Here is a 26,999-nt window from a genome sequence, read left to right as displayed (position 1 = left end):
TTTTATTTTTACCTAATTTTTAGGTCTTCTTTTTTAAATTTACAAAAATTTACCATGAGGTATGTGTGATATGTTAGATAATAAATTAGGAAATCGTTTAAGAGTAGACTTCTCAAACGTTTCAAAACAAATAGAAATTCCAAATCTTCTACAATTACAAAAAAAGAGTTTTGATTATTTTTTAAATCTTGATAATGGCGAAAGTGGTATAGAAAAAGTTTTTAAATCAATTTTTCCTATTCATGATCCACAAAATAGATTGAGTCTTGAATATGTTGGTAGTGAAATAGGTAAGCCAAAATATACTATTCGCGAATGTATGGAAAGAGGTTTGACTTATTCTGTAAATTTAAAAATGAAAATCCGTCTTACCCTGCATGAAAAAGATGAAAAAACAGGGGAAAAAGTTGGCGTAAAAGATATTAAAGAACAAGAAATTTATATCCGAGAAATTCCTTTAATGACTGATCGTGTATCTTTTATTATTAATGGGGTTGAAAGGGTTGTGGTTAATCAACTTCATAGAAGTCCTGGTGTAATTTTCAAAGAAGAAGAAAGTTCAACAGTTGCAAATAAGCTTGTTTATACAGCACAAATTATTCCTGATCGTGGTTCATGGCTTTATTTTGAATACGATGCCAAAGATGTTTTATATGTAAGAATTAATAAGCGTAGAAAAGTTCCTGTAACTATGCTTTTTAGAGCTTTAGGCTACAAAAAACAAGATATTATTAAATTATTTTATCCTATTCAAACCATACATGTTAAAAAAGATAAATTTTTAACAGAATTTAATCCAAATGATTTCATGGATAGAATAGAATACGATATTAAAGATGAAAAAGGCAAAATTGTTCATCAAGCTGGGAAAAGACTTACAAAGAAAAAAGCAGAACAACTTATTAAAGATGGTTTAAAATGGATAGAATATCCTGTAGAAATTTTACTTAATCGTTATTTGGCAAATCCTATTATTGATAAAGAAAGTGGAGAGGTTTTATTTGATTCTTTAACTTTGTTAGATGAGAGTAAGCTTGCTAAGATTAAAGAGCAAAAAAGTTTTGATATAGCAAATGACTTGGCTAATGGCGTTGATGCAGCGATTATTAACTCCTTTGCTCAAGATGGAGAAACTCTAAAACTTCTTAAACAAAGTGAAAATATCGATGATGAAAATGATTTAGCTGCGATTAGAATTTACAAAGTTATGCGTCCAGGTGAACCTGTGGTAAAAGATGCAGCGAAGGCTTTTGTAAATGATTTATTCTTCAATCCTGAAAGATACGATCTTACCAAGGTAGGTCGTATGAAAATGAACCATAAGTTAGGTCTTGAAGTGCCTGAGTATGTTACTGTTTTGACTAATGAAGATATTATTAAAACTGCAAAATATTTAATTAAAGTAAAAAATGGTAAAGGACATATTGACGATAGAGATCACTTAGGAAATCGTCGTATCCGTTCTATAGGTGAACTTTTAGCCAATGAACTTCATTTAGGTCTTGCAAAAATGCAAAAGGCGATCAGAGATAAATTTACTTCTTTAAATGCGGATCTTGATAAAGTAATGCCTTATGATTTAATCAATCCTAAAATGATTACTACAACCATCATTGAATTTTTTACAGGAGGTCAGCTTTCGCAATTTATGGATCAAACCAACCCTTTAAGCGAGGTTACTCATAAGCGTCGTTTATCAGCGCTTGGTGAAGGTGGACTTGTAAAAGAAAGAGCAGGTTTTGAAGTACGTGATGTTCACGCGACGCATTATGGTAGAATTTGTCCAGTTGAAACACCTGAAGGTCAAAATATTGGTTTGATTAACACTCTTTCTACTTATGCAAAAGTAAATGAACTTGGCTTTGTTGAAGCGCCATATAAAAAAGTTGTAAATGGTAAAGTGACTAATGAAGTTGTTTATCTTACAGCGACACAAGAAGAAGGTTTGTTTATCGCACCAGCTTCAACTAAGGTTGATGCTAAAGGCAATATAGTAGAAGAATTTGTTGAGGCTAGACAAGATGGTGAAACTATACTTGCAAGACGCGAAGAAGTGCAATTAATCGATCTTTGCTCAGGTATGGTTGTTGGGGTTGCAGCTTCTTTGATTCCGTTTTTAGAGCACGATGATGCAAACAGAGCGCTAATGGGTTCAAACATGCAACGTCAAGCTGTGCCACTTCTTACTGCTTCAGCTCCGATAGTAGGAACAGGTATGGAACAAATTATTGCGCGTGATGCTTGGGAAGCTGTTAAAGCAAAGCGTGGCGGTGTGGTTGAGAAAGTGGATAATAAAAGCATTTTCATTTTAGGTGAAGATGATAAAGGTCCATTTATTGACCATTACACTATGGAGAAAAATTTAAGAACCAATCAAAATACAAATTATATTCAACATCCTATTGTTAAAAAAGGTGATATAGTAAAAGCAGGACAAATTATCGCAGATGGTCCTTCTATGGATCAAGGCGAACTTGCTATAGGTAAAAATGCTTTAATCGCTTTTATGCCTTGGAATGGTTATAACTATGAGGATGCTATAGTTGTAAGTGAGAGAATTATTCGTGAAGATACCTTTACAAGCGTGCATATTTATGAAAAAGAAATTGAAGCAAGAGAACTAAAAGACGGTATAGAAGAAATTACCAAAGATATCCCAAATGTAAAAGAAGAAGATGTTGCGCATCTTGATGAGAGCGGTATTGCAAAAATTGGTACCCATATCAAACCAGGTATGATTTTGGTGGGTAAGGTTTCTCCAAAAGGTGAGGTTAAACCAACTCCTGAAGAAAGACTTTTAAGAGCGATTTTTGGAGAAAAAGCAGGGCATGTTGTGAATAAATCCCTTTATGCAACTGCTTCTTTAGAGGGTGTTGTTGTGGATGTTAAAATTTTCACTAAAAAAGGCTATGAAAAAGACGATCGCGCAATAAAATCTTATGATAAAGAAAAAATGGCTTTAGAAAAAGAACACCATGATAGACTTTTGATGATGGATAGAGAAGAAATGCTTCGTGTTTGTGCTCTTCTTTCCAAAGCCCCTTTAAATAGCGATCAAAAAATTGGAGATAAAAATTATAAAAAAGGACAAACTGCAGATATTAGCGAACTTGAAAAAATCAATCGTTTTACTTTAACAACTTTGATTAAAGCTTATTCTAAAGAGATTCAAAAAGAATACGATGATTTAAAAAATCATTTCCAAAATGAGAAGAAAAAATTAAAAGCAGAACACGATGAAAAGCTTGAAATTTTAGAAAAAGATGATATTTTACCAAGTGGGGTAATTAAGCTTGTTAAAGTTTATATTGCTACAAAGAGAAAGCTTAAAGTTGGTGATAAAATGGCAGGACGTCATGGAAACAAAGGTATAGTTTCAACTATAGTTCCTGAAGTGGATATGCCTTATTTACCAAATGGTAAAAGTGTAGATATTGCACTTAATCCACTTGGCGTTCCAAGTCGTATGAATATAGGCCAAATTTTAGAAAGCCATTTGGGTTTAATTGGACTTAGACTCGGAGATCAGATTCAAGAAATTTTTGACAGAAAGCAAAAAGATTTTCTTAAAGAATTAAGAGCAAAAATGCTTGAAATTTGTTCTATTCCAAGACTTGCAAGTGAAAAAGAATTTATTAAAAGCTTAAGCGATGAAGAGCTTTTAAACTATGCTAGAGACTGGAGTAAAGGAGTTAAATTTGCTACTCCTGTTTTTGAAGGTGTAAATATAGAAGAATTTAGCAAGCTTTTTGAAATGGCCAAGATAGATATGGACGGCAAAACAGAACTTTATGATGGACGCACAGGTGAAAAAATTGCAGAGCGTGTTCATGTGGGATGTATGTATATGCTAAAACTCCACCACTTGGTTGATGAGAAAGTTCACGCAAGAAGTACAGGACCTTACAGCTTAGTTACCCAACAACCTGTGGGTGGTAAAGCACTCTTTGGAGGTCAAAGATTTGGAGAAATGGAAGTTTGGGCACTTGAAGCTTATGGAGCGGCTCATACTTTAAGAGAAATGTTAACCATAAAATCAGATGATGTAGAAGGTAGATTTAGTGCTTATAAAGCATTGACAAAAGGTGAAAATGTTCCAGCAACAGGAATTCCTGAAACATTTTTTGTATTAACCAATGAGCTTAAATCTCTTGCTTTAGATGTTGAGATTTTTGATAAGGATGAAGATAATGAGTAAATTTAAAGTAATAGAAATCAAAGAAGATGCAAGACCTAGGGATTTTGAAGCGTTTCAACTAAGACTTGCAAGTCCTGAAAAAATCAAATCATGGTCTTATGGAGAAGTAAAAAAACCAGAAACTATCAATTATAGAACCTTAAAGCCTGAAAGAGATGGGCTTTTTTGTGCAAAGATTTTTGGACCTATAAGAGATTATGAATGTCTTTGTGGTAAGTATAAAAAAATGCGTTTTAAAGGTGTTAAGTGCGAAAAATGTGGTGTTGAAGTAGCAAATTCAAAAGTGCGTCGTTCTAGAATGGGACATATTGAGCTTGTAACTCCTGTGGCTCATATTTGGTATGTTAATTCTCTTCCGAGTCGTATAGGAACGCTTTTGGGTGTTAAGATGAAAGATCTTGAGCGTGTGCTTTATTATGAAGCTTATATCGTTGAAAATCCAGGTGATGCTTTCTATGATAACGAAAGTACTAAAAAAGTAGAATATTGTGATGTTTTAAACGAAGAGCAATATCAAAATTTAATGCAACGCTATGAAAATAGTGGCTTTAAAGCAAGAATGGGTGGAGAAGTTGTTCGTGATTTACTTGCAAATTTAGATCTTGTAGCACTTTTAAATCAGCTTAAAGAAGAAATGGCGGCTACAAATTCAGAGGCTAAGAAAAAAACCATCATTAAGCGCTTAAAAGTTGTAGAAAATTTCTTAAATTCAAATTTAAACGCCAATACCGATAGCGATGAAGTCGTACCAAATCGTCCTGAATGGATGATGATTACAAATCTCCCAGTTTTACCGCCAGATTTACGTCCTTTAGTGGCTTTAGATGGTGGGAAATTTGCAGTTTCTGATGTGAATGACTTATATCGTCGTGTTATCAATAGAAATACACGTCTTAAAAAACTTATGGAGCTTGATGCACCTGAAATCATTATCAGAAATGAAAAAAGAATGCTTCAAGAGGCTGTTGATGCACTTTTTGACAACGGTCGTCGTGCCAATGCTGTAAAAGGAGCAAATAAACGCCCATTAAAATCTTTAAGTGAAATTATCAAAGGAAAGCAAGGGCGTTTTAGACAAAACCTACTAGGTAAGAGAGTGGATTTCTCAGGTCGTAGTGTTATTGTTGTGGGTCCAAAACTTAGAATGGATCAATGTGGTTTACCTAAAAAAATGGCTTTAGAGCTTTTTAAACCACATCTTTTAGCTAAGCTTGAAGAAAAAGGTTATGCAACTACAGTAAAACAAGCTAAAAAAATGATAGAAAACAAAACCAATGAAGTTTGGGAATGTTTAGAAGAGGTAGTAAAAGGACATCCTGTTATGTTAAACCGTGCGCCTACTTTGCATAAACTTTCTATCCAAGCTTTTCATCCTGTTTTAGTGGAAGGTAAGGCTATACAACTTCATCCTTTGGTTTGTGCAGCATTTAACGCGGACTTTGATGGGGATCAAATGGCAGTGCATGTACCGCTTTCTCAAGAGGCTATTGCAGAATGTAAAGTGCTTATGCTTTCATCAATGAATATTCTTTTGCCAGCAAGCGGTAAGTCTGTAACCGTTCCATCGCAAGATATGGTTTTAGGAATTTATTATCTTTCATTGGAAAAAGCAGGTGCTAAAGGTTCGCATAAAATTTGTACAGGCATTGATGAAGTGATGATGGCACTTGAAAGCAAGTGTTTGGATATTCATGCGAGTATACAAACTATGATAGATGGTAGAAAGATTACTACTACAGCAGGAAGATTGATTATTAAATCCATTTTACCTGATTTTGTGCCTGAAAATAGTTGGAATAAAGTCTTAAAGAAAAAAGACATTGCCGCGCTTGTGGATTATGTTTATAAACAAGGTGGTTTAGAGATTACAGCAAGTTTCTTGGATAGACTTAAAAATTTAGGTTTTGAGTATGCAACGAAAGCAGGTATTTCAATTTCGATTGCAGATATTATTGTTCCTAATGACAAGCAAAAAGCTATCAATGAAGCAAAAAAACAAGTAAGAGAAATTCAAAATTCTTATAATCTCGGTTTGATTACTTCAGGGGAAAGATACAATAAAATCATTGATATTTGGAAAAGTACAAACAATGTTCTTTCAAAAGAGATGATGAAGCTTGTAGAAAAAGATAAAGAAGGTTTTAACTCTATTTATATGATGGCAGATTCTGGTGCTAGGGGTAGTGCGGCTCAAATTTCTCAGCTTGCTGCGATGAGAGGACTTATGACTAAACCTGATGGTTCTATTATCGAAACGCCTATTATTTCGAATTTCCGTGAAGGGCTAAATGTTCTTGAATACTTTATTTCAACCCACGGTGCTAGAAAAGGTCTTGCAGATACCGCTCTTAAAACAGCAAACGCGGGTTATTTGACAAGAAAACTCATCGATGTTGCACAAAATGTAAAAATTACCATTGAAGATTGTGGAACGCATGAAGGTGTTGAAATCAATGAAATCACCGCAGATAGTTCTATTATAGAAACTTTAGAAGAAAGAATTTTAGGTAGGGTTTTAGCTGAAGATGTGATCGATCCTATTACAAATTCTGTGCTTTTTGCAGAAGGTACTTTAATGGATGAGGAAAAAGCAAAAATTCTTGGAGAAAGCGGTATAAAAAGTGTCAATATTCGCACTCCTATTACCTGCAAAGCTAAAAAAGGAATTTGTGCAAAATGTTATGGTATCAATCTTGGCGAAGGTAAATTAGTAAAACCAGGTGAAGCAGTAGGAATTATTTCCGCTCAATCTATCGGCGAGCCAGGGACGCAGCTAACTCTAAGAACTTTCCACAGCGGGGGGACTGCAAGTACGGATTTACAAGATAGACAAGTAAGCGCACAAAAAGAAGGTTTTATAAGATTTTATAATCTTAAAACTTATAAAAATAAAGAAGGTAAAAATATCGTAGCAAATCGTAGAAATGCGGCGATTTTACTTGTGGAGCCAAAAATCAAAACTCCATTTAAAGGTGTGATTAATATAGAAAATATTCATGAAGATGTGATTGTTTCTATTAAAGATAAAAAACAAGAAGTAAAATACATACTAAGAAAATACGATCTTGCTAAACCAAATGAATTAGCAGGCGTAAGTGGTAGTATAGATGGAAAACTTTATTTGCCATATCAAAGTGGTATGCAAGTAGAAGAAAATGAAAGTATCGTGGAAGTGATTAAAGAGGGTTGGAACGTTCCTAATCGTATTCCTTTTGCGAGTGAAATTTTAGTAGAAGATGGCGAGCCCGTGGTACAAAATATCAAAGCAGGAGAAAAGGGAACGCTTAAATTTTATATCCTTAAAGGCGATGGTTTAGATAGAGTAAAAAATGTTAAAAAAGGCGATATTGTTAAAGAAAAAGGATTCTTTGTGGTGATTGCTGATGAAAATGATAGAGAAGCAAAAAGACACTATATCCCAAGAGAATCTAAGATAGAATTTAATGATAGTGAAAAAATCGATGATGCAAATACCATCATTGCAAGTGCTCCTAAAAAAGAAAGAAAAGTGATTGCAGAATGGGATGCTTATAATAATACTATCATTGCAGAAATTGATGGTGTTATAAGCTTTGAGGATATTGAAGCAGGTTATAGTGCTGATGAGCAAATTGATGAAGCTACAGGTAAGCGTTCTTTAGTGATTAATGAGTATTTGCCAAGCGGAGTTAGACCGACTTTGGTAATTGCAGGAAAAGGTGATAAGGCTGTGCGTTATCAGCTTGAACCAAAAACCGTTATTTTTGTTCATGATGGTGATAAAATCGCTCAAGCAGATATTTTAGCAAAAACTCCAAAAGCTGCAGCTAAATCAAAAGATATTACAGGAGGTCTTCCAAGAGTTTCTGAACTTTTTGAAGCAAGAAAACCAAAAAATGCGGCTGTGATTGCAGAAATTGATGGTGTTGTTCGTTTTGATAAACCTTTGCGTTCTAAAGAAAGAATTATTATCCAAGCAGAAGATGGTACAAGTGCTGAGTATTTAATAGATAAATCAAAACACATTCAAGTAAGAGATGGCGAGTTTATCCATGCAGGTGAAAAACTTACAGATGGAGTTGTTTCAAGTCATGATGTGCTTAAAATTTTAGGTGAAAAAGCCTTGCATTATTATTTGATTTCTGAAATTCAACAAGTTTATCGCGGACAAGGTGTTGTGATTTCTGATAAACATATAGAAGTTATCGTTTCTCAAATGCTAAGACAAGTAAAAGTTGTAGATAGTGGACATACGAAATTTATCGAGGGTGATTTGGTTTCAAGACGTAAATTCCGTGAAGAAAACGAAAGAATCATTAGAATGGGTGGAGAACCTGCTATTGCTGAGCCTGTGCTTTTAGGTGTAACAAGAGCAGCGATTGGAAGTGATAGTGTGATTTCTGCAGCTTCATTCCAAGAAACTACTAAAGTTCTAACCGAAGCAAGTATAGCGGGTAAATTTGACTACTTAGAAGATTTAAAAGAAAATGTTATTCTAGGTAGAATGATACCTGTTGGAACAGGGCTTTATGGTGAACAAAATTTAAAACTTAAAGAACAAGAATAAAACTCTATTTTATAGCCCTCCTGGGCTATATTAATACAGTGTATCTAAATCATTAAAATAAATTTTTAAAACTTTTTCTATTTTATTTTTTTCTTCTAGAAGTATTTTTTTATTTTTTTCTCTAAAAGCTTTATTAGAGCAATAAATTAGATAAGATATACTAATGGCAGCAATTATTTTATTTTTATGTTCTATGCCTATAGCCATACATTCAATTTGAGGATTCATTTCTCCAATTTCTATGGCAATTTTTTCTTTTTTAATTTGTTTGATTTGTTGATAGAGTTCATTTATATTATTTAAGGTGTTTTTTGTAATTTTATCAAAATTTTTAGGATAAAGTTTTTCTAATTCCTTTTTATTTTTATTTGATAGTAAGGCTTTGCCTAAAGATGTTGCATAAGCAGGATACGAAGTGCCTATAAAAGATTTTAATTGCACTGTATTATTGGCATCAATTTTTTCTAAATAAAGCACATTTCCATCTTTTAAAATTCCCATTTGACAAGTTTGATTGGTTAAATTTCTTATATTTTTCATATGCTTTTTGATTATTTCAAAAATATTATTTTCGTTTTTTATATTACATCCTAATTCTATAATCTTAAAATCCAAATAATAACTTTTATTTTTTAAATCACATTTGATATATTTTTTTTCTTGAAGAGTTTGTAAAATAGGCCAAAGAGTTCCAGCAGGAATGTTTAGTTTTTTAGCTATAGCACTTAAGGTAAGCTTTTCTTTTGCAAGTAATTCTAGAATATTTAACACTCTAAGAGTGGGCTGATGCATATTGTCTTTATCCTTGTTTTATTTTTATAAATTTTAGCATATTTTTTACTTTTAGTAACATAAAATCATAATTTTTATTATTTATTAATTTTAATATTTTTTTGTAAAAATTGGCAGTTAATAAGAATAAAATACGAATTTTTACCAAGCTAACAGCTTGATTTTTTTACAAATATTTTGTTATATTTTTTGTATATAAATATATTTTTGTATATACGAAAGGAAAATAAAAATGGGAATTTTAAAAGGAACTTTACCGGCTTTACTTACTCCATATAAAGATGATGGAAGTATCAATGAAAAAGAATTTATTCATTATTGTGAATTTGGTATTTCTAAAGGCTTGAACGGATTATTTTGTAACGGAAGTGCAGGAGATTCTCAAGCTTTAAGTGTGGAAGAGCAAGTTAAATTAATGAAACTTACCAAAAAGGCTGCAAAAAATAATATACCTATTATCACGGGTATTACCTCGACAATTTATGAAAACACTTTTATTTTGGCGCAAAAAGCTCATGAATTAGATCTTGATGCTTTGTTGCTTGCTATGCCTTATTATTATAAATTAAGCGAAGATGCACTTTTTGAGTATGTAAAAGATCTATCTTCTAAAGTAAAGCTTCCTTTGTATGTTTATAATATACCTCTTTTTGCACCAGCACTTAGTTTGAAATTTATAGAAAAGGTTTCAAAGCTTGATAATGTTGTGGGTATAAAAGATAGTAGTGGGGATGCTTTGCTTTTAAATCATATTTTAGATGTAGCACCTAGTGATTTTGATGTTTTTGTAGGAAGAGAAGAATTTTATGCAGGTGCATTATTAGCGGGTGCAAAAGGTTCTATGACTAGCATAGGTGGAGTTTTTCCAGAACTTATGAGTGAAATTTACAAATCAATCAATGAAAAAAACATAGACAGAGCTTTACTAATACAAAAAAGTTTACTAAAGGCTATAAGATTTGGTATGAGTATGGCTTTTCCTATGGGTTTTGCTTTGCTTTTAAAGGCTAGAGGATTTAAATTTACAAATGCTAGTATTCATCCTTTATCACCTGCTACAAAAGAAGAATTATCTACCCGTTTTGATGAAGCTAAGGAACTTATTAAAACTATAGAAAAAGAAACAGGTATAAAACTATGAAAGGATATATTATAGTCAATGAAAAAGACAATGTTGCCACAGCTTTGCGCGACTTTAAAAAAGGTGAAAATGTGGCAAATATAGAGCTTTTAAATGATATTGCAAGCGGACATAAATTTGCACTAAAAGATATAAAAAAAGATGAAATTATCATCAAATACGCAGAAGCTATAGCTAGTGCAAGTTGTGATATTAGTGCAGGGGAATGGGTACATATCCACAACACTGCAGGTATTAGAGGTCGTGGGGATAAGGAATAAATATGAAAAAGATAATGGGTTATAGAAGAGAAGATGGTAAATTTGGCTTAAGAAATAAAGTCATTATTATACCAAGTGTGCATTGTGCTAATAAAGTGTGTGAAAATATAGCTAGAAAATGCAATGGAGCGGTTTATATCAACCATCAGCATGGTTGTTCTCAGCTTGAATTTGACGCTTTGCAAACCAGAGATGTTTTGATAGGCCATGGAACTAATGCTAATGTTTTTGGTGTTTTAATTGTAGGGCTTGGTTGTGAGGTGATACAAGCCAAAGTGGTAGCAGAAAAAATCAAAGAAGCAACGCCTTATAAAAAGGTTGAATATTTAGTGATACAAGAATGTGGTGGTAGTAAAAATACCATTGAAAATGGTATCAAAATAGTCAATGAAATGCTTGAAAGTGCTGCAAAATTACAAAAAAGTGAAGGAGATTTCAGTGATTTGATTTTAGGCACAGAATGCGGTGGAAGTGATAGCTATAGCGGACTTAGTGCTAATCCTGCGTTAGGAAGTTTGAGTGATTTTGTAATCGATGAGGGTGGTGCGGTAATTTTAGCAGAAACTACAGAGCTTATAGGTTGTGAAGCTATACTAGCTAAGAGAGCAAAAAATGATGAAATAGCTAAAAAGGTATATGATAAGATTTTGGGTTATGAGAATTTGGTTAAATCTTTTCATGCTGATATTCGAGGGGCAAATCCTAGTCCAGGAAATATTGTAGGCGGACTTAGTACTATAGAAGAAAAATCTTTAGGTTGTGTTTATAAAGTAGGAACTAGAACTTTAATGGATGTAATTGATTATGCTAAACCGGTAGTTTCTAAAGGACTTACTTTTATGAATACACCAGGCAATGATATAGAACAACTTAGTGCCATGGTTGCAGGTGGCGCAAATATTTGTGTTTTTACTACAGGTCGTGGTACTCCAACGGGTTCTGCTATCGTGCCTACTATAAAGATGAGTTCTAATACTTTTTGCTATGAAAATATGAATGATGCTATTGATATTAACGCAGGAAGCATTATAGATGGGGTAAAAACAAAAGAAGAAGTGCGTGATGAGCTTGTAGAATTAATCGTGCGAATTTCAAATGGAGAATTAGTAAAAGCAGAGATAAACGAACAAAATGATTTTTCAGTTTGGAGACTTGCTACAACTTGTTAAGGAGTAAAGGATGGAGCATATAAATTCAATAGAGTTAAAGTTAATATGTAAAAAAATATCTTGGCGTATTTTGCCTTTGATTGTTTTAATGTTTTGTCTTTCCATGCTTGATAGAACAAATATTAGTTTTGTTAAATCTCATATAGAAATTGATGCAGGCATCGGCGAGGCTGCTTATGCTTTGGGTGCTGGAATATTTTTTATAGGTTATGCCATTTTTGAAGTGCCTTCAAATTTACTTTTGCATAAATTAGGAGCTAAGATTTGGTTAAGTCGTATAATGATCACTTGGGGTCTTGTAACTATGGCTATGATTTTTATACAAGGAGAAACAAGTTTTTATGTATTAAGATTTTTATTGGGTTTAACTGAAGCAGGTTTTAGTCCAGGCATTATTTTATACCTTAGTTATTTTTTCCCAGCTATATATCGATCAAAAGCTTATGGAATTTATCAAATGGGAGTTCCAATTGCTTTTGTTTTTGGTTCTTTAATTAGCGGTTTTATACTTGATTATGCACCAAATATGTATTTTAAAAATTGGCAGTGGATGTTTTTAATCGAGGGCGGAATTACTGTTTTGGTGGGTGTTTTTTGTTTGTTTTATCTTGACTCTCACCCAAAATATGCTAAATGGTTGGATGTAAAAGAAAAAGCTGTTTTGTTAAAAAATATAGAAATTTGTAATTCAAAGGCAAAAGATTATTCTATTAAGGATATTTTTAAAAGTATTTTAGTATGGAAATTTGTATTTATTTATTTTTGCATACAATTAAGTGTTTATGGAGTGCTTTTTTATTTACCAAGTAAAATAGCTCAAATATTGCAAATAAATGTGGGTTTTGAAGTCGGACTTTTAAATGCAATTCCTTGGATTTTTGTTTTTATTGCTTTGCCAATATTTACCTCATTAGCTGATAAAAAACGCTCTTGGAATTTATATGCGATTTTATTTTTATTATTAGCAAGTTTAAGCATGATAGCTTCGACTTTTGTTGCAAATTTAGCACCATTTTTATTTTTTATTAGCTTAGCTGCTATAGGTTTTATCGTAATTCAGCCTATATTTTGGAATTTGCCAACTCAAGTTTTAAAGGGAAAAGGTGGTGCAGCTGCTATTGCACTTATAGGGTCTTTAGGAAATTTAGGTGGTTTTGTCGCACCGACTTTAAAAACATATATAGAAAATCATTTTGGGGTCGAGTTTGGACTTATAGTACTAGCATTAATAGCAATTTTAGGCGTATTGGTATTAGTGCATTTAAAAATGACTTTAAATTTAGATAAAGGAGAATAAATGGATTTGAAAATTAAAAATAAGATTTGTATTATTACAGGTGGCGCTAAGGGTATTGGTTACGGCATTGCTAAATTATGGGCTATGGAGGGTGGAATTCCTGTAGTTTTTTCAAGATCTATGCCTAAAGAGCACGATGAGGAATTAAAAAATTTATGTAAAAGCTATGAATTTTACGAGATCGATCTAAAAAATTATGAGCAAATTGAAGAGCTTGTAAAAAAGGTCGCTACAAAACATGGTGGAATTTATGCACTTGTAAATAATGCAGGTGCAAATGATAATTTGCATATTGAAAACACAAGTACTAAAGATTTGATTAAATCTTACGAAAACAATCTTTTTCATTATTATGCTATGGCAAAAGAGTGTTTGCCTTATATTAAAAAAGAGCAAGGCAGCATTTTAAATATAGTGAGTAAAACAGGCATCACGGGACAAGGAAGAACTTCAGCTTATGCTTCGGCCAAAGCGGCTCAAATGGGTTTTACTAGGGAATGGGCTTGTGCTTTTGCTAAAGATAGCGTTAGAGTAAATGCCATAGCTCCTGCTGAAGTTATGACTCCTCTTTATGAAAAATGGCTGCAAAATTTTCCTAATCCTAAAGAACAATATGAAAAAATCGCAAAAGCTATACCTTTAGGTCATCGTTTTACTACCATAGAGGAAATTGCAAATACAGCGGTTTTTACACTTAGCCCCCTTGCTTCACATACTACAGGGCAAATTTTAATGCCAGATGGAGGTTATGTACATTTAGATAGAGCATTAAATTGGGATGAAAATTAAGGAGTAAAAATGACTGATTCTAAAAATATAAAAGTAGCCATTGTTTTGGTAACTTCTCTTTTCTTTTTATGGGGAGTAAGCTATGGACTTATTGATGTGATGAATAAAAATTTTCAAAATCATCTTCATATTAGCCAGCATGAAAGTGGCTTTTTACAGTTTGCTTATTTTGGTGCTTATTTTATCATAGCCTTACCCGCAGGTTATATAGCCAATAGATTTTCTTATAAAATGGGAATCATTTTTGGCTTAGCTCTTTATGCCATAGGAGCTTTGCTTATTATACCCGCTACAAATTTGGCTTCTTTTCATTTGTTTTTGTTTGCGTTCTTTATTTTAGCTTGTGGTATTGGTTCTTTAGAAACTAGCGCAAATCCTTACATGACAAAGCTTGGTGATGAAAAAAATGCGAGCTTTAGAATCAATGCTGCGCAAAGTTTTAATGGTTTGGGGCAATTTGTAGGACCTATTATAGGTGGAGCTTTATTTTTATCTATTACAAAACAAGAAGAAGGTGCAAGTGCGGAGCAAATTGAAGCTGCACTAGTAGCTAATATGGGAAATGTCCAGCTTGTTTATATAGGAATTGCTGTCATTGTTATTTTGATTTTAATTGCTTTTGTTGCAAATAAGCTTCCAGAAGGAAGTGCGGTAAGTGATGATTATAAGCAAAAAGATGATTCTAAGCCTATATATGTTTTTAAACACAGACATTTTAACTTAGGGCTTTTAGCGCAGTTTTTGTATATAGCCAATCAAGTTGTAGCAGGAGCATTTTTTATCAATTATGTTGTGGAACATAATGAAGGTTTAAAAGATGCGCAAGGTGCTTATTATTTTTCTATAGCTTTGGTTGCATTTATGCTGGGACGCATTGTTTCTACTCCTTTGATGAAGATAATCAAAGGTGAAAAAATTTTAGGATTTTATTCTCTAATCAATGTGCTTATATGTTTTAGTTTGTATTTTGCTAGCGGGTTTTTTAGCATAGTACTTTTAATAGCTTTATTTTTCTTTATGTCTATTTCTTTTCCTACTATTTTTGCGGTAGCAACAAAAAATTTACCTTTAAATCAAGTAAAACTAGGCGGATCTTTGCTTGTGATGAGTATAGTAGGTGGAGCAATTATGCCTATAATTATAGGCTTTATTAATGATCATTATGGTACAGGCACTGGGTATTTAGCAATGGCACCTTTGTTTTTATATGTGTCTTGGTATGGCTTTATAGGCTCAAAAGTGAGAAAAAATGCAAAAGATTTTTGATGCTCATCTGCACCTTTGGGATTTGGAAAAAATACCTATTTCATGGATAAAAGACGATGAAAAGTTAGAGCAAAATTATGATTTTTTTAGGATGAAACAAGAATATAAAGAATTTGAATTTATAGGTGCTATGTATGTTGAAACTAATAGCGATGATTTAGAAAAAGAAGCTTTATTTGCTTTAGAGCAAAAAAAGCTTCATAATCTTTTGCTTTGTCTAGCGGATTTAAAACATAAAGAAGAACTTAATTCTTTTAGAGAGGTAATGCATGTAAGTAAAAAAGGAGCTAAAAGGTTATTCGAAGTAGATTTTGAAGAAAAAATAGAAATTTTAAAAACTTTTAATATATCTTTTGAAGCTTGTATGAAAAATGAAGAACTCAGTTTTTTAGAAAAATTTTTAAATAAAAATCCAAATTTAAAAGTGGTTTTAAATCATCTAGGAAGTCCAAAAATGGATCGTTTAAATGAGTATAAAAAAGATTTAATTCTTTTGAAAAAATTTCCAAATTTATATATTAAGCTTTCGGTTGCAGATGATTTTTCGGAACAAACCCCAAAAGAATTTATTTATGATCTTTTCACTTTTTTAAAAGAAAATTTTAGTGAAGATAAATTCATATTTGGTAGTAATTATCCTGTGGCAAAAATAGCTCCAGCTAAGTGGGCTAAGCTTATTATAGAAAGTAAAATTTTTGATGATCTAGATAAAATATTTTATAAAAATGCTTTATTAATTTATAAGGAGGACAGGTGCAAAGATATGGTCAAATCATAAAGATAAAAAAGGAAAAAATAGAAGAATATAAAAATCTTCATGCAAAGCCTTATGAAGGGGTCTGTGAGATGATTAAAGAATGTAATATACAAAATTATTCCATTTATTTGTTTGGAGAATATTTATTTGCATATTTTGAATATGTAGGTGCTGATTTTGAAGCAGATATGGCTAAGATGATAAGAGATGAAAACACGCAAAAATGGTGGAAAGTAACAGATCCTTGTCAAATATCTTTAGGTTATGCAGGACAAAAGTGGCTAAATATGGAAGAAGTGTTTCACTTAGACTAAAAAAGGAGAAAAAATGACAATTTATTTAAATTATATTGATGGGGAATTTATCCCACATAATGGGGATTTTATCGAAGTTTTAAATCCAGCTACTAAAGAAGTCATTTCAAAAGTAGCAAGTGCTTCTTTAGAAGATGCTAAAAGAGCGATTGAAGCAGCCAAAAAAGCACAAAAATCTTGGGAGGCTAAGCCAGCAATTGAGAGGGCAAATCATTTAAGAGAAATAGCTAGTTTAATACGCAAAAATGCTAATTTCTTAACAGAAATTTTAATGCAAGAGCAAGGAAAAACTAGAGCTTTAGCCAGTGTGGAGGTTAATTTTACAGCAGATTATATGGATTATACGGCCGAATGGGCTAGAAGATATGAGGGTGAAATCATACAAAGCGATAGAGCTAATGAACATATATATTTATATAAAAGTGCTATTGGGGTAATTGGTGGAATTTTACCTTGGAATTTTCCATTTTTCTTAATCGCAAGAAAGATGGCGCCTGCTTTGCTAACAGGAAATACTATAGTGATAAAGCCAAGTAGTGAAACTCCAAACAATGCTTTTGAATTTGCAAAACTTGTTTCGCAAAGTTCTTTGCCAAAAGGTGTGTTTAATTTGGTTGCAGGTAAAGGTAGTGTAGTAGGACATGAATTATCAAGCAATGAAAATATAGGCATGGTAAGTCTTACAGGAAGTGTTGAAGCAGGGGCTAGAGTAATGGAAGCTGCAGCTAAAAATATCATAAAGGTTTCTTTAGAACTTGGCGGAAAAGCTCCTGCTATAGTGTGTAAAGATGCGGATATTGACTTGGCAGTAGAAGCGATTAAGGCAAGTCGAATTTGCAATAATGGACAGGTTTGTAATTGTGCCGAAAGAGCTTATGTGCATACAAGCATTTATGATGAATTTGTAGATAAATTTGTAAAAGCCATGAGTAAGGTAAGTGTTGGAAATACCTTAAAAGGTGATTTTGATATGGGACCATTGGTCAATCAAGCAGGGGTTGATAATGCTTTAGCAATGCTTCAAAGAGCTACAGCTAAAGGAGCAGTTGTGGAATGCGGTGGAAAAATCACTGATACAAGTGGGTATTATTTTCCTGCAAGTGTTCTTACTAATGTTAAGCATGAGGATGAAATTATGCAAAAAGAAATTTTTGCTCCCATTTTGCCTATTGCTAAATTTGATACACTTGATGAAGCTATTAATATGGCAAATGATTGTGAATATGGTCTTACAAGTTCTATTTATACACAAAATTTAGATATAGCAATGAGAGCTAGCAGAGAAATCAAATTTGGTGAAACTTATATTAATCGTGAAAATTTTGAGGCTATGCAAGGTTTTCATGCAGGCTTTAGAAAAAGTGGCATAGGCGGAGCTGATGGAAAACATGGCCTTGAAGAATATTTAGCCACCCATGTGGTGTATTTGCAGTATAATACTGATAAACAATGATTTTTATCCTATCTAAATTTTTAGATAGGAGTTATTATAATCTTGGAATCAAGTATAATACTTGATAACTATGGATTAAACACTCTTTTAGTAATTTCTTGAAATCAATTTTGGAATTTTTCATTTTGTCTAAAATGAGTAAGATTATTTTTATAAGTAAAACAATAATTAAAAATTAGTTTATGTTTTATAAATATTAATGTAAATTATGTAGGTTTATTTTATAAAAATTTTTAAAAGCATTTAAATTATTTCTAGTTTATATTTTTGTAAGTAAATTTTAGATATCATCCAAAGTTTATTACATTTTTAAAGAAAGGAATTATTGTGCCTACCATAAATCAATTGGTTAGAAAAGAGCGCAAAAAAGTTTTAGAAAAATCTAAATCTCCAGCGCTTAAAAATTGTCCACAAAGAAGGGGAGTTTGCACTAGGGTTTATACTACAACACCTAAAAAACCAAACTCAGCGTTAAGAAAAGTTGCCAAAGTAAGACTTACTAGTGGCTTTGAAGTGATCAGCTATATCGGCGGTGAAGGTCATAACTTGCAAGAACACAGCATTGTTTTAGTGCGTGGTGGTAGGGTAAAAGACTTACCAGGGGTTAAATATCACATCGTTCGTGGTGCTCTTGATACAGCAGGTGTTGCAAAAAGAACAGTTTCTCGTTCTAAATATGGTGCTAAACGCCCTAAAGCAGGCGCTGCAAAATAATCATTCATACAGACAAATCCGTTAGATTTGATTTTGTTTGAGTAAAATTTAAAATTTGAAGGAAAAATAATGAGAAGAAGAAAAGCTCCGGTAAGAGAAGTCTTGCCTGATCCGATTTATGGTAATAAAGTAATCACAAAATTTATTAATTCTTTAATGTATGATGGTAAAAAAAGCACAGCTACAACAATTATGTATGGTGCTTTGGAAGCTATTGATAAAAAAGGTGGCGAGAAAAAAGGTATTGATATTTTTAATGATGCGATTGAAAATATTAAGCCTTTATTAGAAGTGAAATCTCGTCGTGTAGGTGGTGCAACCTATCAAGTTCCAGTTGAAGTTCGTCCTGCTAGACAACAAGCTTTAGCGATTCGTTGGATTATTTCTTTTGCAAGAAAAAGAAGCGAAAGAACTATGATTGATAAACTTGCAGCTGAGCTTTTAGATGCTGCTAATAGCAAAGGTGCTTCATTTAAGAAGAAAGAAGATACTTATAAAATGGCTGAAGCAAATAAAGCATTTGCTCACTATCGTTGGTAAGAAGGAGTGTGTATGTCAAGAAGTACTCCTTTAAAAAAAGTTAGAAATATCGGTATTGCTGCTCACATTGATGCGGGTAAAACGACTACATCTGAAAGAATTCTTTTCTTTACAGGTATGAGTCATAAAATCGGTGAAGTTCATGATGGTGCTGCTACTATGGACTGGATGGAACAAGAGAAAGAGCGTGGGATTACTATCACTTCTGCGGCTACAACTTGTTTTTGGAAAGATCACCAAATTAACCTAATTGACACTCCGGGTCACGTGGATTTTACAATTGAAGTTGAAAGATCTATGCGTGTTCTTGATGGTGCTGTTGCGGTATTTTGTTCAGTGGGTGGGGTGCAGCCTCAAAGTGAAACAGTTTGGAGACAAGCAAATAAATATGGTGTTCCAAGAATAGTATTTGTAAACAAAATGGATAGAATCGGTGCAAATTTCTACAATGTAGAAGATCAAATTCGTAACCGTTTAAAAGCTAATCCAGTTCCACTTCAAATTCCAATTGGTGCTGAGGATAATTTTAAAGGCGTAATCGATCTTGTAACTATGAAAGCTTTAGTTTGGGAAGATGATACTAAGCCAACGGATTATGTAGAAAAAGAAATTCCAGCTGAACTTAAAGAAAAGGCAGAAGAATATCGCACAAAAATGATAGAAGCAGTTTCTGAAACTTCAGATGAGTTGATGGAAAAATATTTAGGCGGAGAAGAATTAAGCCTTGAAGAGATTAAAACAGGGATTAAAGCAGGATGTTTAAGTCTTTCTATCGTTCCTATGCTTTGCGGTACAGCGTTTAAAAATAAAGGGGTTCAACCTTTACTTGATGCTGTTGTGGCTTATTTACCAGCTCCTGATGAAGTGGCAAATATCAAGGGTGAATATGAAGATGGCACAGAAGTTTCTGTAAAATCAACTGATGATGGCGAGTTTGCAGGACTTGCATTTAAAATCATGACAGATCCATTTGTAGGACAACTTACTTTCGTGCGTGTTTATCGCGGTTGTTTGGAAAGTGGTTCTTATGCGTATAACTCAACTAAAGATAAAAAAGAAAGAATTGGTCGTTTGTTAAAAATGCACTCTAACAAAAGAGAAGAGATTAAAGTGCTTTACGCAGGCGAAATTGGTGCTGTTGTAGGACTTAAAGATACTTTAACAGGGGATACTCTTGCAAGTGAAAAAGATAAGGTAATCCTTGAAAGAATGGATTTTCCAGATCCAGTTATTTCTGTTGCAGTTGAGCCAAAAACTAAAGCTGATCAAGAAAAAATGTCTATTGCTTTAAATAAATTAGCACAAGAAGATCCAAGTTTTAGAGTTTCTACAGATGAAGAAAGTGGTCAAACTATCATTTCAGGTATGGGTGAGTTACACCTTGAAATTATCGTTGATAGAATGCTTCGTGAATTTAAAGTTGAAGCTGAAGTAGGTCAACCACAAGTTGCTTATCGCGAAACTATTAGAAAAACTGTTGAACAAGAATACAAATATGCTAAACAATCAGGTGGTCGTGGTCAGTATGGACATGTATTCTTACGCCTTGAACCGCTTGAGCCAGGTAGTGGATATGAATTTGTTAATGATATCAAAGGTGGGGTAATTCCAAAAGAATACATTCCTGCAGTTGATAAAGGTGTTCAAGAAGCATTGCAAAATGGTGTTTTAGCAGGTTATCCTGTGGAAGATGTTAAAGTAACTGTTTATGATGGAAGTTATCACGAGGTGGATTCATCTGAGATGGCGTTTAAACTTGCTGCTTCTATGGGCTTTAAAGAAGGTGCTAGAAAAGCAGGTGCTGTGATCTTAGAGCCTATGATGAAAGTTGAAGTAGAAACTCCTGAAGATTATATGGGTGATGTTATTGGAGATCTTAACAAACGCCGTGGTCAAGTAAATAGCATGGATGAGCGTGGTGGAAATAAAATCATCACAGCATTTTGTCCTTTGGCTGAAATGTTTGGTTATTCTACTGATCTTAGAAGTCAAACTCAAGGTCGTGCGACTTATTCTATGGAATTTGATCATTATGATGAAGTTCCTAAAAATGTTGCGGATGAAATCATCAAAAAAAGAAACGGTTAAATTTTTAGCGGGATTTTTCCCGCTTTCTGTCCTCGTAGCTCAGCAGGATAGAGCGCAAAATTCCTAATTTTGAGGCCGTGAGTTCGAATCTCGCCGTGGACACCAAGTAGTAATTCATTAAGTAATATTAAGATACAAAATACACTATTTTAACAACTTTTCTACATTAAAATTTTTCATTATGATTGAAATTTTTTCTATTTTTTCTTATAATTCTGTAGCCATTTATGTAGCCAAAGTAAAAAAGCTAATTCTGGCTACAAAAATACTAAAAAAAGGTTTTTTAATGCTAACTCAAAAAGATATAGACAATTTAGAAATAAAAGATAAAAGGTATATGATTAGCGTAGGAGAACCAAAAGAATTATATGTCCGAGTTAATCCAACGGGTAAAAAAGTTTTTTATTTAAGAGCTTCAAAATTTAAAAATTTTATAACAATAGGGGAATGCCAAAAAGGTGTTTGAAATGTTACAAATGCAAGAGAAAAAGCAAAAGATCTTTTAAAATCAATGTATGATGGAAAATTTATCGGCAAAAATGATAAGGTTATGACACTTGAAAAAGCAAATTTTCTTTATGTTGATATAAAATCTAAAAAATTAAATTCAGCTACAATTAAAAAAGAGCAGTCAATTTTTAAAAAATATATTATTCCAACTTTGGGACAAAAAGATATAAATGAATTGAAAAAAGATGATTTTTTACCTATTTATGATTTAATGCAGAAAAAAGGAATATACGAAACAATAAATAAAAATATATCTTTGCTATGTAGGATATTTGAGATTAGTAGACAAAGAGGTGACTTAAAAACAGATATAATACTTCAATTGAAAGATTTAAAGAAATTTTACAATGAAGCAAATCACAATAAAGTTAAACATTTTAAAGCTATAGTAGAAGAACAAGAAATAAGAAATATGTTAGAATGTATGAAAGAATATAAAAATCATCCACGGACAAATACAACTATAATTAATGCAATTTATTTTACGCTTTTGACAGCACAAAGAAGTAAAAATATTCGATTTGCTAAATGGAGTGATATTGACTTTGAAAACAATCTTTGGATTATAAAAGCAGATGAAATGAAAGTAAGATCTAATGGTGATAATATTATCCCTTTAAATAAATATGCTTTAAAGATACTAGATATACAAAGAATTTTAAATGGAGATAAAAAGTATATTTTCGCTAATAATAATGGAACTATTAGCGAGAATTTTGCTGTAAGATTTTTTAAATTTTATAATTTAGAGCACACTATACATGGATATCGTTCTACTTTTAGAAGTGTTTATACTAATAAAAGCAATGAGTTAATTCAGCAAGGTATTAGTAAAGATATAGCAGAAATGATATTACATCATATAAGCGGCAATGAAATAGAAAGGGCTTACAACAGAGCCAAGGCAATTGATTTAAGAGTAAAACTTATGCAATGGTATGGAAATTACTTAAACTCTCTTTGTGAGTTTTGCTTTTAATGTCTTTTAGCTTTAAGCCATTTTTCTATTTCTTTTATTTCATATCTTATGGATTTTCCTATGCGAATGTAAGGTATTTTACCATCCTGTCTTAACTTAAATAATGAAGTTACACTAACTCCCAAATATTCGCTCAATTCTTTTTCTCTAAAATATTTTTTAACCATTTTCAACTCCTAATCTTTTATCTATAATTTCAAAAATAGTATCCTTGTAATAACTCCAAAGCCATTTCTGTTCTTCATCTTCTAAATCATCAACGCTTAAATTACGCCATTCTTTTATTGTTTTAGTATCACAACCTAAATTCATCATAGTTTTTGTAAAAGTCATAACATAGGTATCCAAGACAACACTAAAGATATTTTTCATATCTCCTATACAGTCCCTAAGATCTACATTTTCAAATATACAATTTTCAAATTCTGTTCTTAGAAAATTACAAAAATGGAAACTTGCTCCACTAAAATCGCAATCTATAAAAGATGCATTCTTGCTTGAAATATCATTTAAATTAGCGTTTTTAAAACTAGCACCATTTATAAATGCATTATTAAAATCTAATCCACTTAAATTTATATTTTCTTTTGCATTATTTAAAGAAATCCCTTCTAAAATACAATACTCAACTAATTCTTTTTCACTTTTCCTATCATTTTCGATAATGATAGTTTCATCAAGTCTTTTTAAAATTCCCATCTCATCTCCTTAATATTTTTTTCCATTTTTCTTCGTATTCTTCATAATTTTGCCAATAATCAAGACTTTGTTTTAGCTTCTTAACAACAGCATCCCAAGTTGTCATTCTTGTACTTTCTAATGCTATTTTTTCAGCTAAAAATTCAAATTCCCATTCTTTAAAGCAAAGCATATTATAATCCTTAGCTAGTATTTTTCTAAGCTCTAGTAATTCTTCCTTGCTAAGCTTTCTTTTAAAGCTTAACTCGTTTTTCTTTTCTAAGTCGTATTGAAGAGCTTTGATTTTATTTTCATATTTCTCCTTTTGTTGTTTAAGTTGTGATTTATAACCTATTTTTTGATGATGATTTAAAGAATTAAGCCTTAGATTTTCATCGCTTAGGGTTTTAAATCTAGCCTGTGTTTGCTCTCTTAAAAGCTTAGCTACTTTTTTGCGGTATTCTTTAGCCTTAGGACTTTTTATAAAAAAGCCTAGCATATAAACACCTTCTAAGGTCCATTTGATTACTCTTTGCCTTCCGCCTTTGGTTTGCTCATAATCGTAGAAATAGTGTATATTTTCTATGAGTTCATCAGCGTGATAGTTTTTAGTGCTATTTATGTTTTGTTTTGAAGTTTCATAAGATATTGCAACTTCTGTATTTAAAAAAATTGTTTTTGGGGTTAAAGTTTGCATAATTACTCCTGCTTTTTAATTTAAAAGCAAGAGTGTTTTGTAAGTTTAGTGTTGTTTTTTTACCTTTTTATAAACTTTTCAAGCCTCATATAATGCAAAAACTAAGAAAAAGAAATAAATCAAGTATTTACATACCAAAAATAAACGCTAAGGTAAAGTATTTAATCACTAGCTTAAATGATGTGTATTTTAATAGTGAAAGAATGGCAGATATTGAAACTTACATTAATAGCGATGATACGATTATAGAGCTATGGCAGAATGCAATTGATTTTTACAGCGGTAAAATAAATATGTTTAAGATTTTTCAACCGCTTTTCTTAGATGTTTTACTTGTGGGAACGAGTATCGCTAAGGTTACTTGGCATAAAGGAATGCCACGAATTGAAAGAGTGGATATTGATAGTATTTATTTTGATCCAAATGCGTTAAATAGCGAGGATGTAGGATATATAGTCAATGAAATTTACTTAACATATAATCAAATCCTTGAAAGACAAAAGCTAGGTTTTTATAAAAAAATTGAAATTGAAAAGCTTTTTGATGAAGATGATGAGTATAAAAAAGTAAAGCTTTATGATATTTACGAAAGAAGAAACGATGATGAGTGGGTGGTTTCTACTTTATTTGAAAATAATTTACTTAGAAATGAAGTTGCTTTACAAGATGGTCAACCTTTTGTCTGGGGTTCAATGTTACCACAACTTAAAAAGATAGATAACGAAGACTATATAAGTGCTTATGGAGAGCCTATAATGTCTTCTGCTATGCCTTTGCAAGATGAAATTAATATAACTAGAAATCTTTTAATAGATGCAGTAAGAACTCATATCATGCCTAAAATAATGATGCCAAAATCAATGGGAGTAAGCAGAGAAGATATAGAAACCTTAGGAAAACCAATATATACAGACGATCCAAAGGGTGTACAAATATTACCACCACCAAATGTAAATAGTGCGGGAATGAATTTACAGCTTTTAGAAAGCGAACTCACAGAAGTTACAGGAGTTAGTCCACAAAACAATGGAGCTCAAACTGCACAAAATGAAACAGCAACAGAAATTAGCATAAAAGCACAAGAAGGCGGAAGAAGAAGTGCTGACTATATAAGACAGTATAACGAAACTTTTATAGAGCCTTTATTTGATAGATTTGCAATGCTTGTTTTTAAGTATGGAGAAGATAGTTTTTTTAATGGTTTTCAAAGAGAGGATATACCTAGTTTTAGATTTAAAATTCAAACCGGCACAGGTGCCATGAATAAAGAAATTAGACGCGCAGGAATTCAAGCTAGTATGCAAGTTTTTTCACAATTATATCAAATGTATATGAGCATAGGCGATGCAAATTCTGCTTATGGGATTATAAATGCTAGTAAAGAACTTACTAAAGAATTATTACCAATTTTAGGTGTAAAGAATGTAAATAGTTTATTTGCTTTTGAAAATAATGAAGATATTAATCCACAAATGCAAGGAGAAGCTAATGCTTAATATTGAAATTAAAAGTGATATATCTAAAACTAAAGGAGGAAAGAAATTAATAGATTTTATCAAAGCAAAATATAGTGAATGTTTTTATATAGCAAAAAATAACGATGAGAAAGAGTTAAGGTTAAAAGCTTTAGATACTATGGCTTTTTTAGACATAATAATCAATAAAATAAAGGATGAAGAAGATGGAAAATGATGCTTTAAAAGATTTAATAAATGTCATAACAGATGATGATAAAGGAGATGTTGCTAATAATGGCGATGAACCTACGCAAGTAGAAGATAATGAACCTATGCAGGTTGCTAATGAGAACGAGCCTGATTATAAGGCGATGTTTGAAGCTTATAAAAGTGAAAATGACAACAAATTAAATGCTTTAATGAGTGAGCTTGAAGCTTTAAAAAATCCAAAAAAAGAGCCAAGCGAACAAGAATTACAAAGAGAGCAGTATTTAAAAGAATTAGGACTTGATGAACTTGATGAGAAATTAAAAAGGCTTGAAGAGCTTGATAAAAAGCAAAAAGACAAAGAAGAGCAAGATGCACTAATCGCTAAATACGCACAAGTAGAAAGCGAGTTAAGAAAAGCCTATCCTGATGCGGATTTAAAGGCTATGGCAGAACTTGCAACAAAATTAAATGGTTTAGGCGAAGGTAATATTGACAGCTGGAAAACCTTGCTTAATTTGGTCGGAAAATCAAATAATGCCAAAAAAGCTGAAGATTTATCAAGTGCAAATAATAATGTAAGAACTAGTGATTTTAACGATAAGTTAAAAAAAGGCGAAGTTAGCGAGATAGATCTAGGCAAAGAATTATTAAGTTTAGTATAAAGGAGAAATTATGGATTTTATAACAGCTTTAAAAGGTGGTACAGGATTAGGCTCTAGCTTTGCAGATACTTTGATGAAAACAAGCAATTTTACTCAAAATTTAGCAAGTAGCAGTGGTGGTTTTTTAAATGGATTAAAAAATTCTTTTAGTAATTTTGGAGATTGGTTATTTAAAAGTTCTGATGCAAATAGAGTAACTAATTTTGATAGATTAGGAAATGTTTTAGGCGGTGCTGGTGCTTTATATGGTGCTTATAATCAGCAAAAGATGGCACAAAAGAATTATGAGCTACAAAAAGATGCTTATAACTTCAATAAATATCTAGCTAATGAAGAATTAAATAGAAGAAAGAATATGGAAAATAAACTTCAAAAAGTTTGGAGTAATTAAATAGATTTGGATTTAAGGAAGCCAAAGGGAAATTATAGCTCCCCTTAAAAAAGGGGAAATCAAGTATTAATAAGCCTTGACTATAATTATA

At 32.1% G+C, this 26,999-nt stretch carries 23 protein-coding genes, 1 tRNA gene and 1 pseudogene; 21 read left to right on the top strand and 4 right to left on the bottom strand.

What is annotated here, in order from left to right:
* Positions 1–61 precede the first annotated feature (61 nt).
* Positions 62–4,198: a DNA-directed RNA polymerase subunit beta gene (gene rpoB, locus AJ881_RS07725; protein WP_083259475.1), complete on the top strand. Its 4,137-nt coding sequence runs from the start codon at positions 62–64 to the stop codon at positions 4,196–4,198.
* Positions 4,191–8,744: a DNA-directed RNA polymerase subunit beta' gene (gene rpoC, locus AJ881_RS07720; RefSeq protein WP_070283327.1), complete on the top strand. Its 4,554-nt coding sequence runs from the start codon at positions 4,191–4,193 to the stop codon at positions 8,742–8,744. The genes rpoB and rpoC overlap by 8 nt, the downstream gene beginning before the upstream one ends.
* A gap of 30 nt (positions 8,745–8,774) precedes the next feature.
* On the opposite strand, the gene AJ881_RS07715 is transcribed toward rpoC, so the two are convergent.
* Entirely contained in the window at positions 8,775–9,536 is a 762-nt protein-coding gene (locus tag AJ881_RS07715; RefSeq protein ID WP_070283326.1) for an IclR family transcriptional regulator, read from the bottom strand.
* A gap of 232 nt (positions 9,537–9,768) precedes the next feature.
* On the opposite strand from AJ881_RS07715, the gene AJ881_RS07710 reads away from it, so the two are divergent.
* The 15 genes from AJ881_RS07710 (at position 9,769) to AJ881_RS07645 (ending at position 22,813) form a co-directional block, all read left to right on the top strand.
* Positions 9,769–10,677, top strand: a complete 909-nt coding sequence (locus tag AJ881_RS07710) for a dihydrodipicolinate synthase family protein (RefSeq protein ID WP_070283325.1) — start codon at positions 9,769–9,771, stop codon at positions 10,675–10,677.
* Positions 10,674–10,937, top strand: coding sequence for a UxaA family hydrolase (locus tag AJ881_RS07705; protein WP_002861217.1), 264 nt, complete (start codon positions 10,674–10,676; stop codon positions 10,935–10,937). The genes AJ881_RS07710 and AJ881_RS07705 overlap by 4 nt, the downstream gene beginning before the upstream one ends.
* A gap of 2 nt (positions 10,938–10,939) precedes the next feature.
* On the top strand, positions 10,940–12,106 hold the full coding sequence (locus AJ881_RS07700; RefSeq protein WP_070283324.1) for a UxaA family hydrolase: 1,167 nt from the start codon (positions 10,940–10,942) through the stop codon (positions 12,104–12,106).
* A gap of 10 nt (positions 12,107–12,116) precedes the next feature.
* The gene (locus AJ881_RS07695; RefSeq protein ID WP_052949743.1) at positions 12,117–13,403 is read left to right on the top strand and encodes an MFS transporter; all 1,287 of its coding nucleotides are present in this window, start codon (positions 12,117–12,119) and stop codon (positions 13,401–13,403) included.
* On the top strand, positions 13,404–14,192 hold the full coding sequence (locus AJ881_RS07690) for an SDR family oxidoreductase (RefSeq protein WP_070243538.1): 789 nt from the start codon (positions 13,404–13,406) through the stop codon (positions 14,190–14,192).
* Between the two features lie 9 nt (positions 14,193–14,201).
* Positions 14,202–15,458: an L-fucose:H+ symporter permease gene (gene fucP / locus AJ881_RS07685; RefSeq protein WP_002861221.1), complete on the top strand. Its 1,257-nt coding sequence runs from the start codon at positions 14,202–14,204 to the stop codon at positions 15,456–15,458.
* On the top strand, positions 15,442–16,236 hold the full coding sequence (locus tag AJ881_RS07680; RefSeq protein ID WP_002861222.1) for an amidohydrolase family protein: 795 nt from the start codon (positions 15,442–15,444) through the stop codon (positions 16,234–16,236). The genes fucP and AJ881_RS07680 overlap by 17 nt, the downstream gene beginning before the upstream one ends.
* On the top strand, positions 16,212–16,529 hold the full coding sequence (locus AJ881_RS07675) for an L-rhamnose mutarotase (protein WP_002861223.1): 318 nt from the start codon (positions 16,212–16,214) through the stop codon (positions 16,527–16,529). Before AJ881_RS07680 ends, AJ881_RS07675 begins: the two co-directional genes overlap by 25 nt.
* Before the next feature lie 13 nt (positions 16,530–16,542).
* The gene (aldA, locus tag AJ881_RS07670; RefSeq protein ID WP_070283323.1) at positions 16,543–17,982 is read left to right on the top strand and encodes an aldehyde dehydrogenase; all 1,440 of its coding nucleotides are present in this window, start codon (positions 16,543–16,545) and stop codon (positions 17,980–17,982) included.
* Between the two features lie 327 nt (positions 17,983–18,309).
* The gene (rpsL, locus tag AJ881_RS07665) at positions 18,310–18,696 is read left to right on the top strand and encodes a 30S ribosomal protein S12 (protein WP_002782934.1); all 387 of its coding nucleotides are present in this window, start codon (positions 18,310–18,312) and stop codon (positions 18,694–18,696) included.
* Positions 18,697–18,765: 69 nt separating this feature from the next.
* Positions 18,766–19,236 (top strand): 30S ribosomal protein S7, encoded by a 471-nt coding sequence (rpsG, locus tag AJ881_RS07660; RefSeq protein WP_002779471.1) that lies wholly within the window; start codon positions 18,766–18,768, stop codon positions 19,234–19,236.
* Positions 19,237–19,248: 12 nt separating this feature from the next.
* A complete protein-coding gene (gene fusA, locus AJ881_RS07655) occupies positions 19,249–21,324 on the top strand; it encodes an elongation factor G (RefSeq protein ID WP_002779472.1) in 2,076 nt (691 codons plus the stop codon).
* A 28-nt stretch (positions 21,325–21,352) separates the two neighbouring features.
* Positions 21,353–21,429 (top strand) — tRNA-Arg (locus AJ881_RS07650).
* Positions 21,430–21,505: 76 nt separating this feature from the next.
* Positions 21,506–21,790: an Arm DNA-binding domain-containing protein gene (locus AJ881_RS09600; protein WP_261660243.1), complete on the top strand. Its 285-nt coding sequence runs from the start codon at positions 21,506–21,508 to the stop codon at positions 21,788–21,790.
* 45 nt (positions 21,791–21,835) lie between these two features.
* Positions 21,836–22,813, top strand: a complete 978-nt coding sequence (locus AJ881_RS07645) for a tyrosine-type recombinase/integrase (RefSeq protein WP_261660242.1) — start codon at positions 21,836–21,838, stop codon at positions 22,811–22,813.
* On the opposite strand, the gene AJ881_RS07640 is transcribed toward AJ881_RS07645, so the two are convergent.
* The 3 genes from AJ881_RS07640 to AJ881_RS07630 are packed head-to-tail and all read right to left on the bottom strand — an operon-like array spanning position 22,810 to position 24,188.
* A complete protein-coding gene (locus tag AJ881_RS07640) occupies positions 22,810–22,980 on the bottom strand; it encodes a helix-turn-helix transcriptional regulator (protein ID WP_002871200.1) in 171 nt (56 codons plus the stop codon). The two genes, AJ881_RS07645 and AJ881_RS07640, sit on opposite strands and share 4 nt — an antisense overlap.
* The gene (locus AJ881_RS07635) at positions 22,973–23,512 is read right to left on the bottom strand and encodes a pentapeptide repeat-containing protein (RefSeq protein WP_070283322.1); all 540 of its coding nucleotides are present in this window, start codon (positions 23,510–23,512) and stop codon (positions 22,973–22,975) included. Before AJ881_RS07635 ends, AJ881_RS07640 begins: the two co-directional genes overlap by 8 nt.
* A 1-nt stretch (position 23,513) precedes the next feature.
* Complete coding sequence (locus tag AJ881_RS07630; protein WP_070283321.1) at positions 23,514–24,188, bottom strand: antirepressor; 675 nt, start codon at positions 24,186–24,188, stop codon at positions 23,514–23,516.
* Between the two features lie 68 nt (positions 24,189–24,256).
* Between AJ881_RS07630 and AJ881_RS07625 the strand changes: the two are divergent.
* From AJ881_RS07625 to AJ881_RS07610, 4 genes and pseudogenes are all read left to right on the top strand, one after another.
* Positions 24,257–25,684 (top strand): annotated as a pseudogene (locus AJ881_RS07625) (hypothetical protein); the annotation flags it as partial.
* Positions 25,677–25,880, top strand: coding sequence for a hypothetical protein (locus AJ881_RS07620; protein WP_000931940.1), 204 nt, complete (start codon positions 25,677–25,679; stop codon positions 25,878–25,880). The pseudogene AJ881_RS07625 and the gene AJ881_RS07620, both read left to right, overlap by 8 nt.
* Positions 25,870–26,517: a hypothetical protein gene (locus tag AJ881_RS07615; RefSeq protein WP_070283320.1), complete on the top strand. Its 648-nt coding sequence runs from the start codon at positions 25,870–25,872 to the stop codon at positions 26,515–26,517. Before AJ881_RS07620 ends, AJ881_RS07615 begins: the two co-directional genes overlap by 11 nt.
* A 10-nt stretch (positions 26,518–26,527) precedes the next feature.
* Entirely contained in the window at positions 26,528–26,908 is a 381-nt protein-coding gene (locus tag AJ881_RS07610; protein ID WP_070283319.1) for a hypothetical protein, read from the top strand.
* Positions 26,909–26,999: the final 91 nt, after the last annotated feature.

The organism is Campylobacter sp. BCW_6460, assembly GCF_001762705.1.
GTDB classification, from domain to species: Bacteria; Campylobacterota; Campylobacteria; order Campylobacterales; family Campylobacteraceae; genus Campylobacter_D; species Campylobacter_D jejuni.
This window is presented reverse-complemented; position numbering and strand designations above follow the sequence as displayed.

Bases quoted from the DNA above. Each gene is read 5' to 3' on its own strand.
- rpoB (WP_083259475.1), top strand. From the start codon at position 62: ATGTGTGATATGTTAGATAATAAATTAGGAAATCGTTTAAGAGTAGAC.
- rpoC (WP_070283327.1), top strand. From the start codon at position 4,191: ATGAGTAAATTTAAAGTAATAGAAATCAAAGAAGATGCAAGACCTAGG.
- AJ881_RS07715 (WP_070283326.1), bottom strand. From the start codon at position 9,536: ATGCATCAGCCCACTCTTAGAGTGTTAAATATTCTAGAATTACTTGCA.
- AJ881_RS07710 (WP_070283325.1), top strand. From the start codon at position 9,769: ATGGGAATTTTAAAAGGAACTTTACCGGCTTTACTTACTCCATATAAA.
- AJ881_RS07705 (WP_002861217.1), top strand. From the start codon at position 10,674: ATGAAAGGATATATTATAGTCAATGAAAAAGACAATGTTGCCACAGCT.
- AJ881_RS07700 (WP_070283324.1), top strand. From the start codon at position 10,940: ATGAAAAAGATAATGGGTTATAGAAGAGAAGATGGTAAATTTGGCTTA.
- AJ881_RS07695 (WP_052949743.1), top strand. From the start codon at position 12,117: ATGGAGCATATAAATTCAATAGAGTTAAAGTTAATATGTAAAAAAATA.
- AJ881_RS07690 (WP_070243538.1), top strand. From the start codon at position 13,404: ATGGATTTGAAAATTAAAAATAAGATTTGTATTATTACAGGTGGCGCT.
- fucP (WP_002861221.1), top strand. From the start codon at position 14,202: ATGACTGATTCTAAAAATATAAAAGTAGCCATTGTTTTGGTAACTTCT.
- AJ881_RS07680 (WP_002861222.1), top strand. From the start codon at position 15,442: ATGCAAAAGATTTTTGATGCTCATCTGCACCTTTGGGATTTGGAAAAA.
- aldA (WP_070283323.1), top strand. From the start codon at position 16,543: ATGACAATTTATTTAAATTATATTGATGGGGAATTTATCCCACATAAT.
- rpsG (WP_002779471.1), top strand. From the start codon at position 18,766: ATGAGAAGAAGAAAAGCTCCGGTAAGAGAAGTCTTGCCTGATCCGATT.
- fusA (WP_002779472.1), top strand. From the start codon at position 19,249: ATGTCAAGAAGTACTCCTTTAAAAAAAGTTAGAAATATCGGTATTGCT.
- AJ881_RS09600 (WP_261660243.1), top strand. From the start codon at position 21,506: ATGATTGAAATTTTTTCTATTTTTTCTTATAATTCTGTAGCCATTTAT.
- AJ881_RS07645 (WP_261660242.1), top strand. From the start codon at position 21,836: ATGTATGATGGAAAATTTATCGGCAAAAATGATAAGGTTATGACACTT.
- AJ881_RS07640 (WP_002871200.1), bottom strand. From the start codon at position 22,980: ATGGTTAAAAAATATTTTAGAGAAAAAGAATTGAGCGAATATTTGGGA.
- AJ881_RS07635 (WP_070283322.1), bottom strand. From the start codon at position 23,512: ATGGGAATTTTAAAAAGACTTGATGAAACTATCATTATCGAAAATGAT.
- AJ881_RS07630 (WP_070283321.1), bottom strand. From the start codon at position 24,188: ATGCAAACTTTAACCCCAAAAACAATTTTTTTAAATACAGAAGTTGCA.
- AJ881_RS07620 (WP_000931940.1), top strand. From the start codon at position 25,677: ATGCTTAATATTGAAATTAAAAGTGATATATCTAAAACTAAAGGAGGA.
- AJ881_RS07615 (WP_070283320.1), top strand. From the start codon at position 25,870: ATGGAAAATGATGCTTTAAAAGATTTAATAAATGTCATAACAGATGAT.
- AJ881_RS07610 (WP_070283319.1), top strand. From the start codon at position 26,528: ATGGATTTTATAACAGCTTTAAAAGGTGGTACAGGATTAGGCTCTAGC.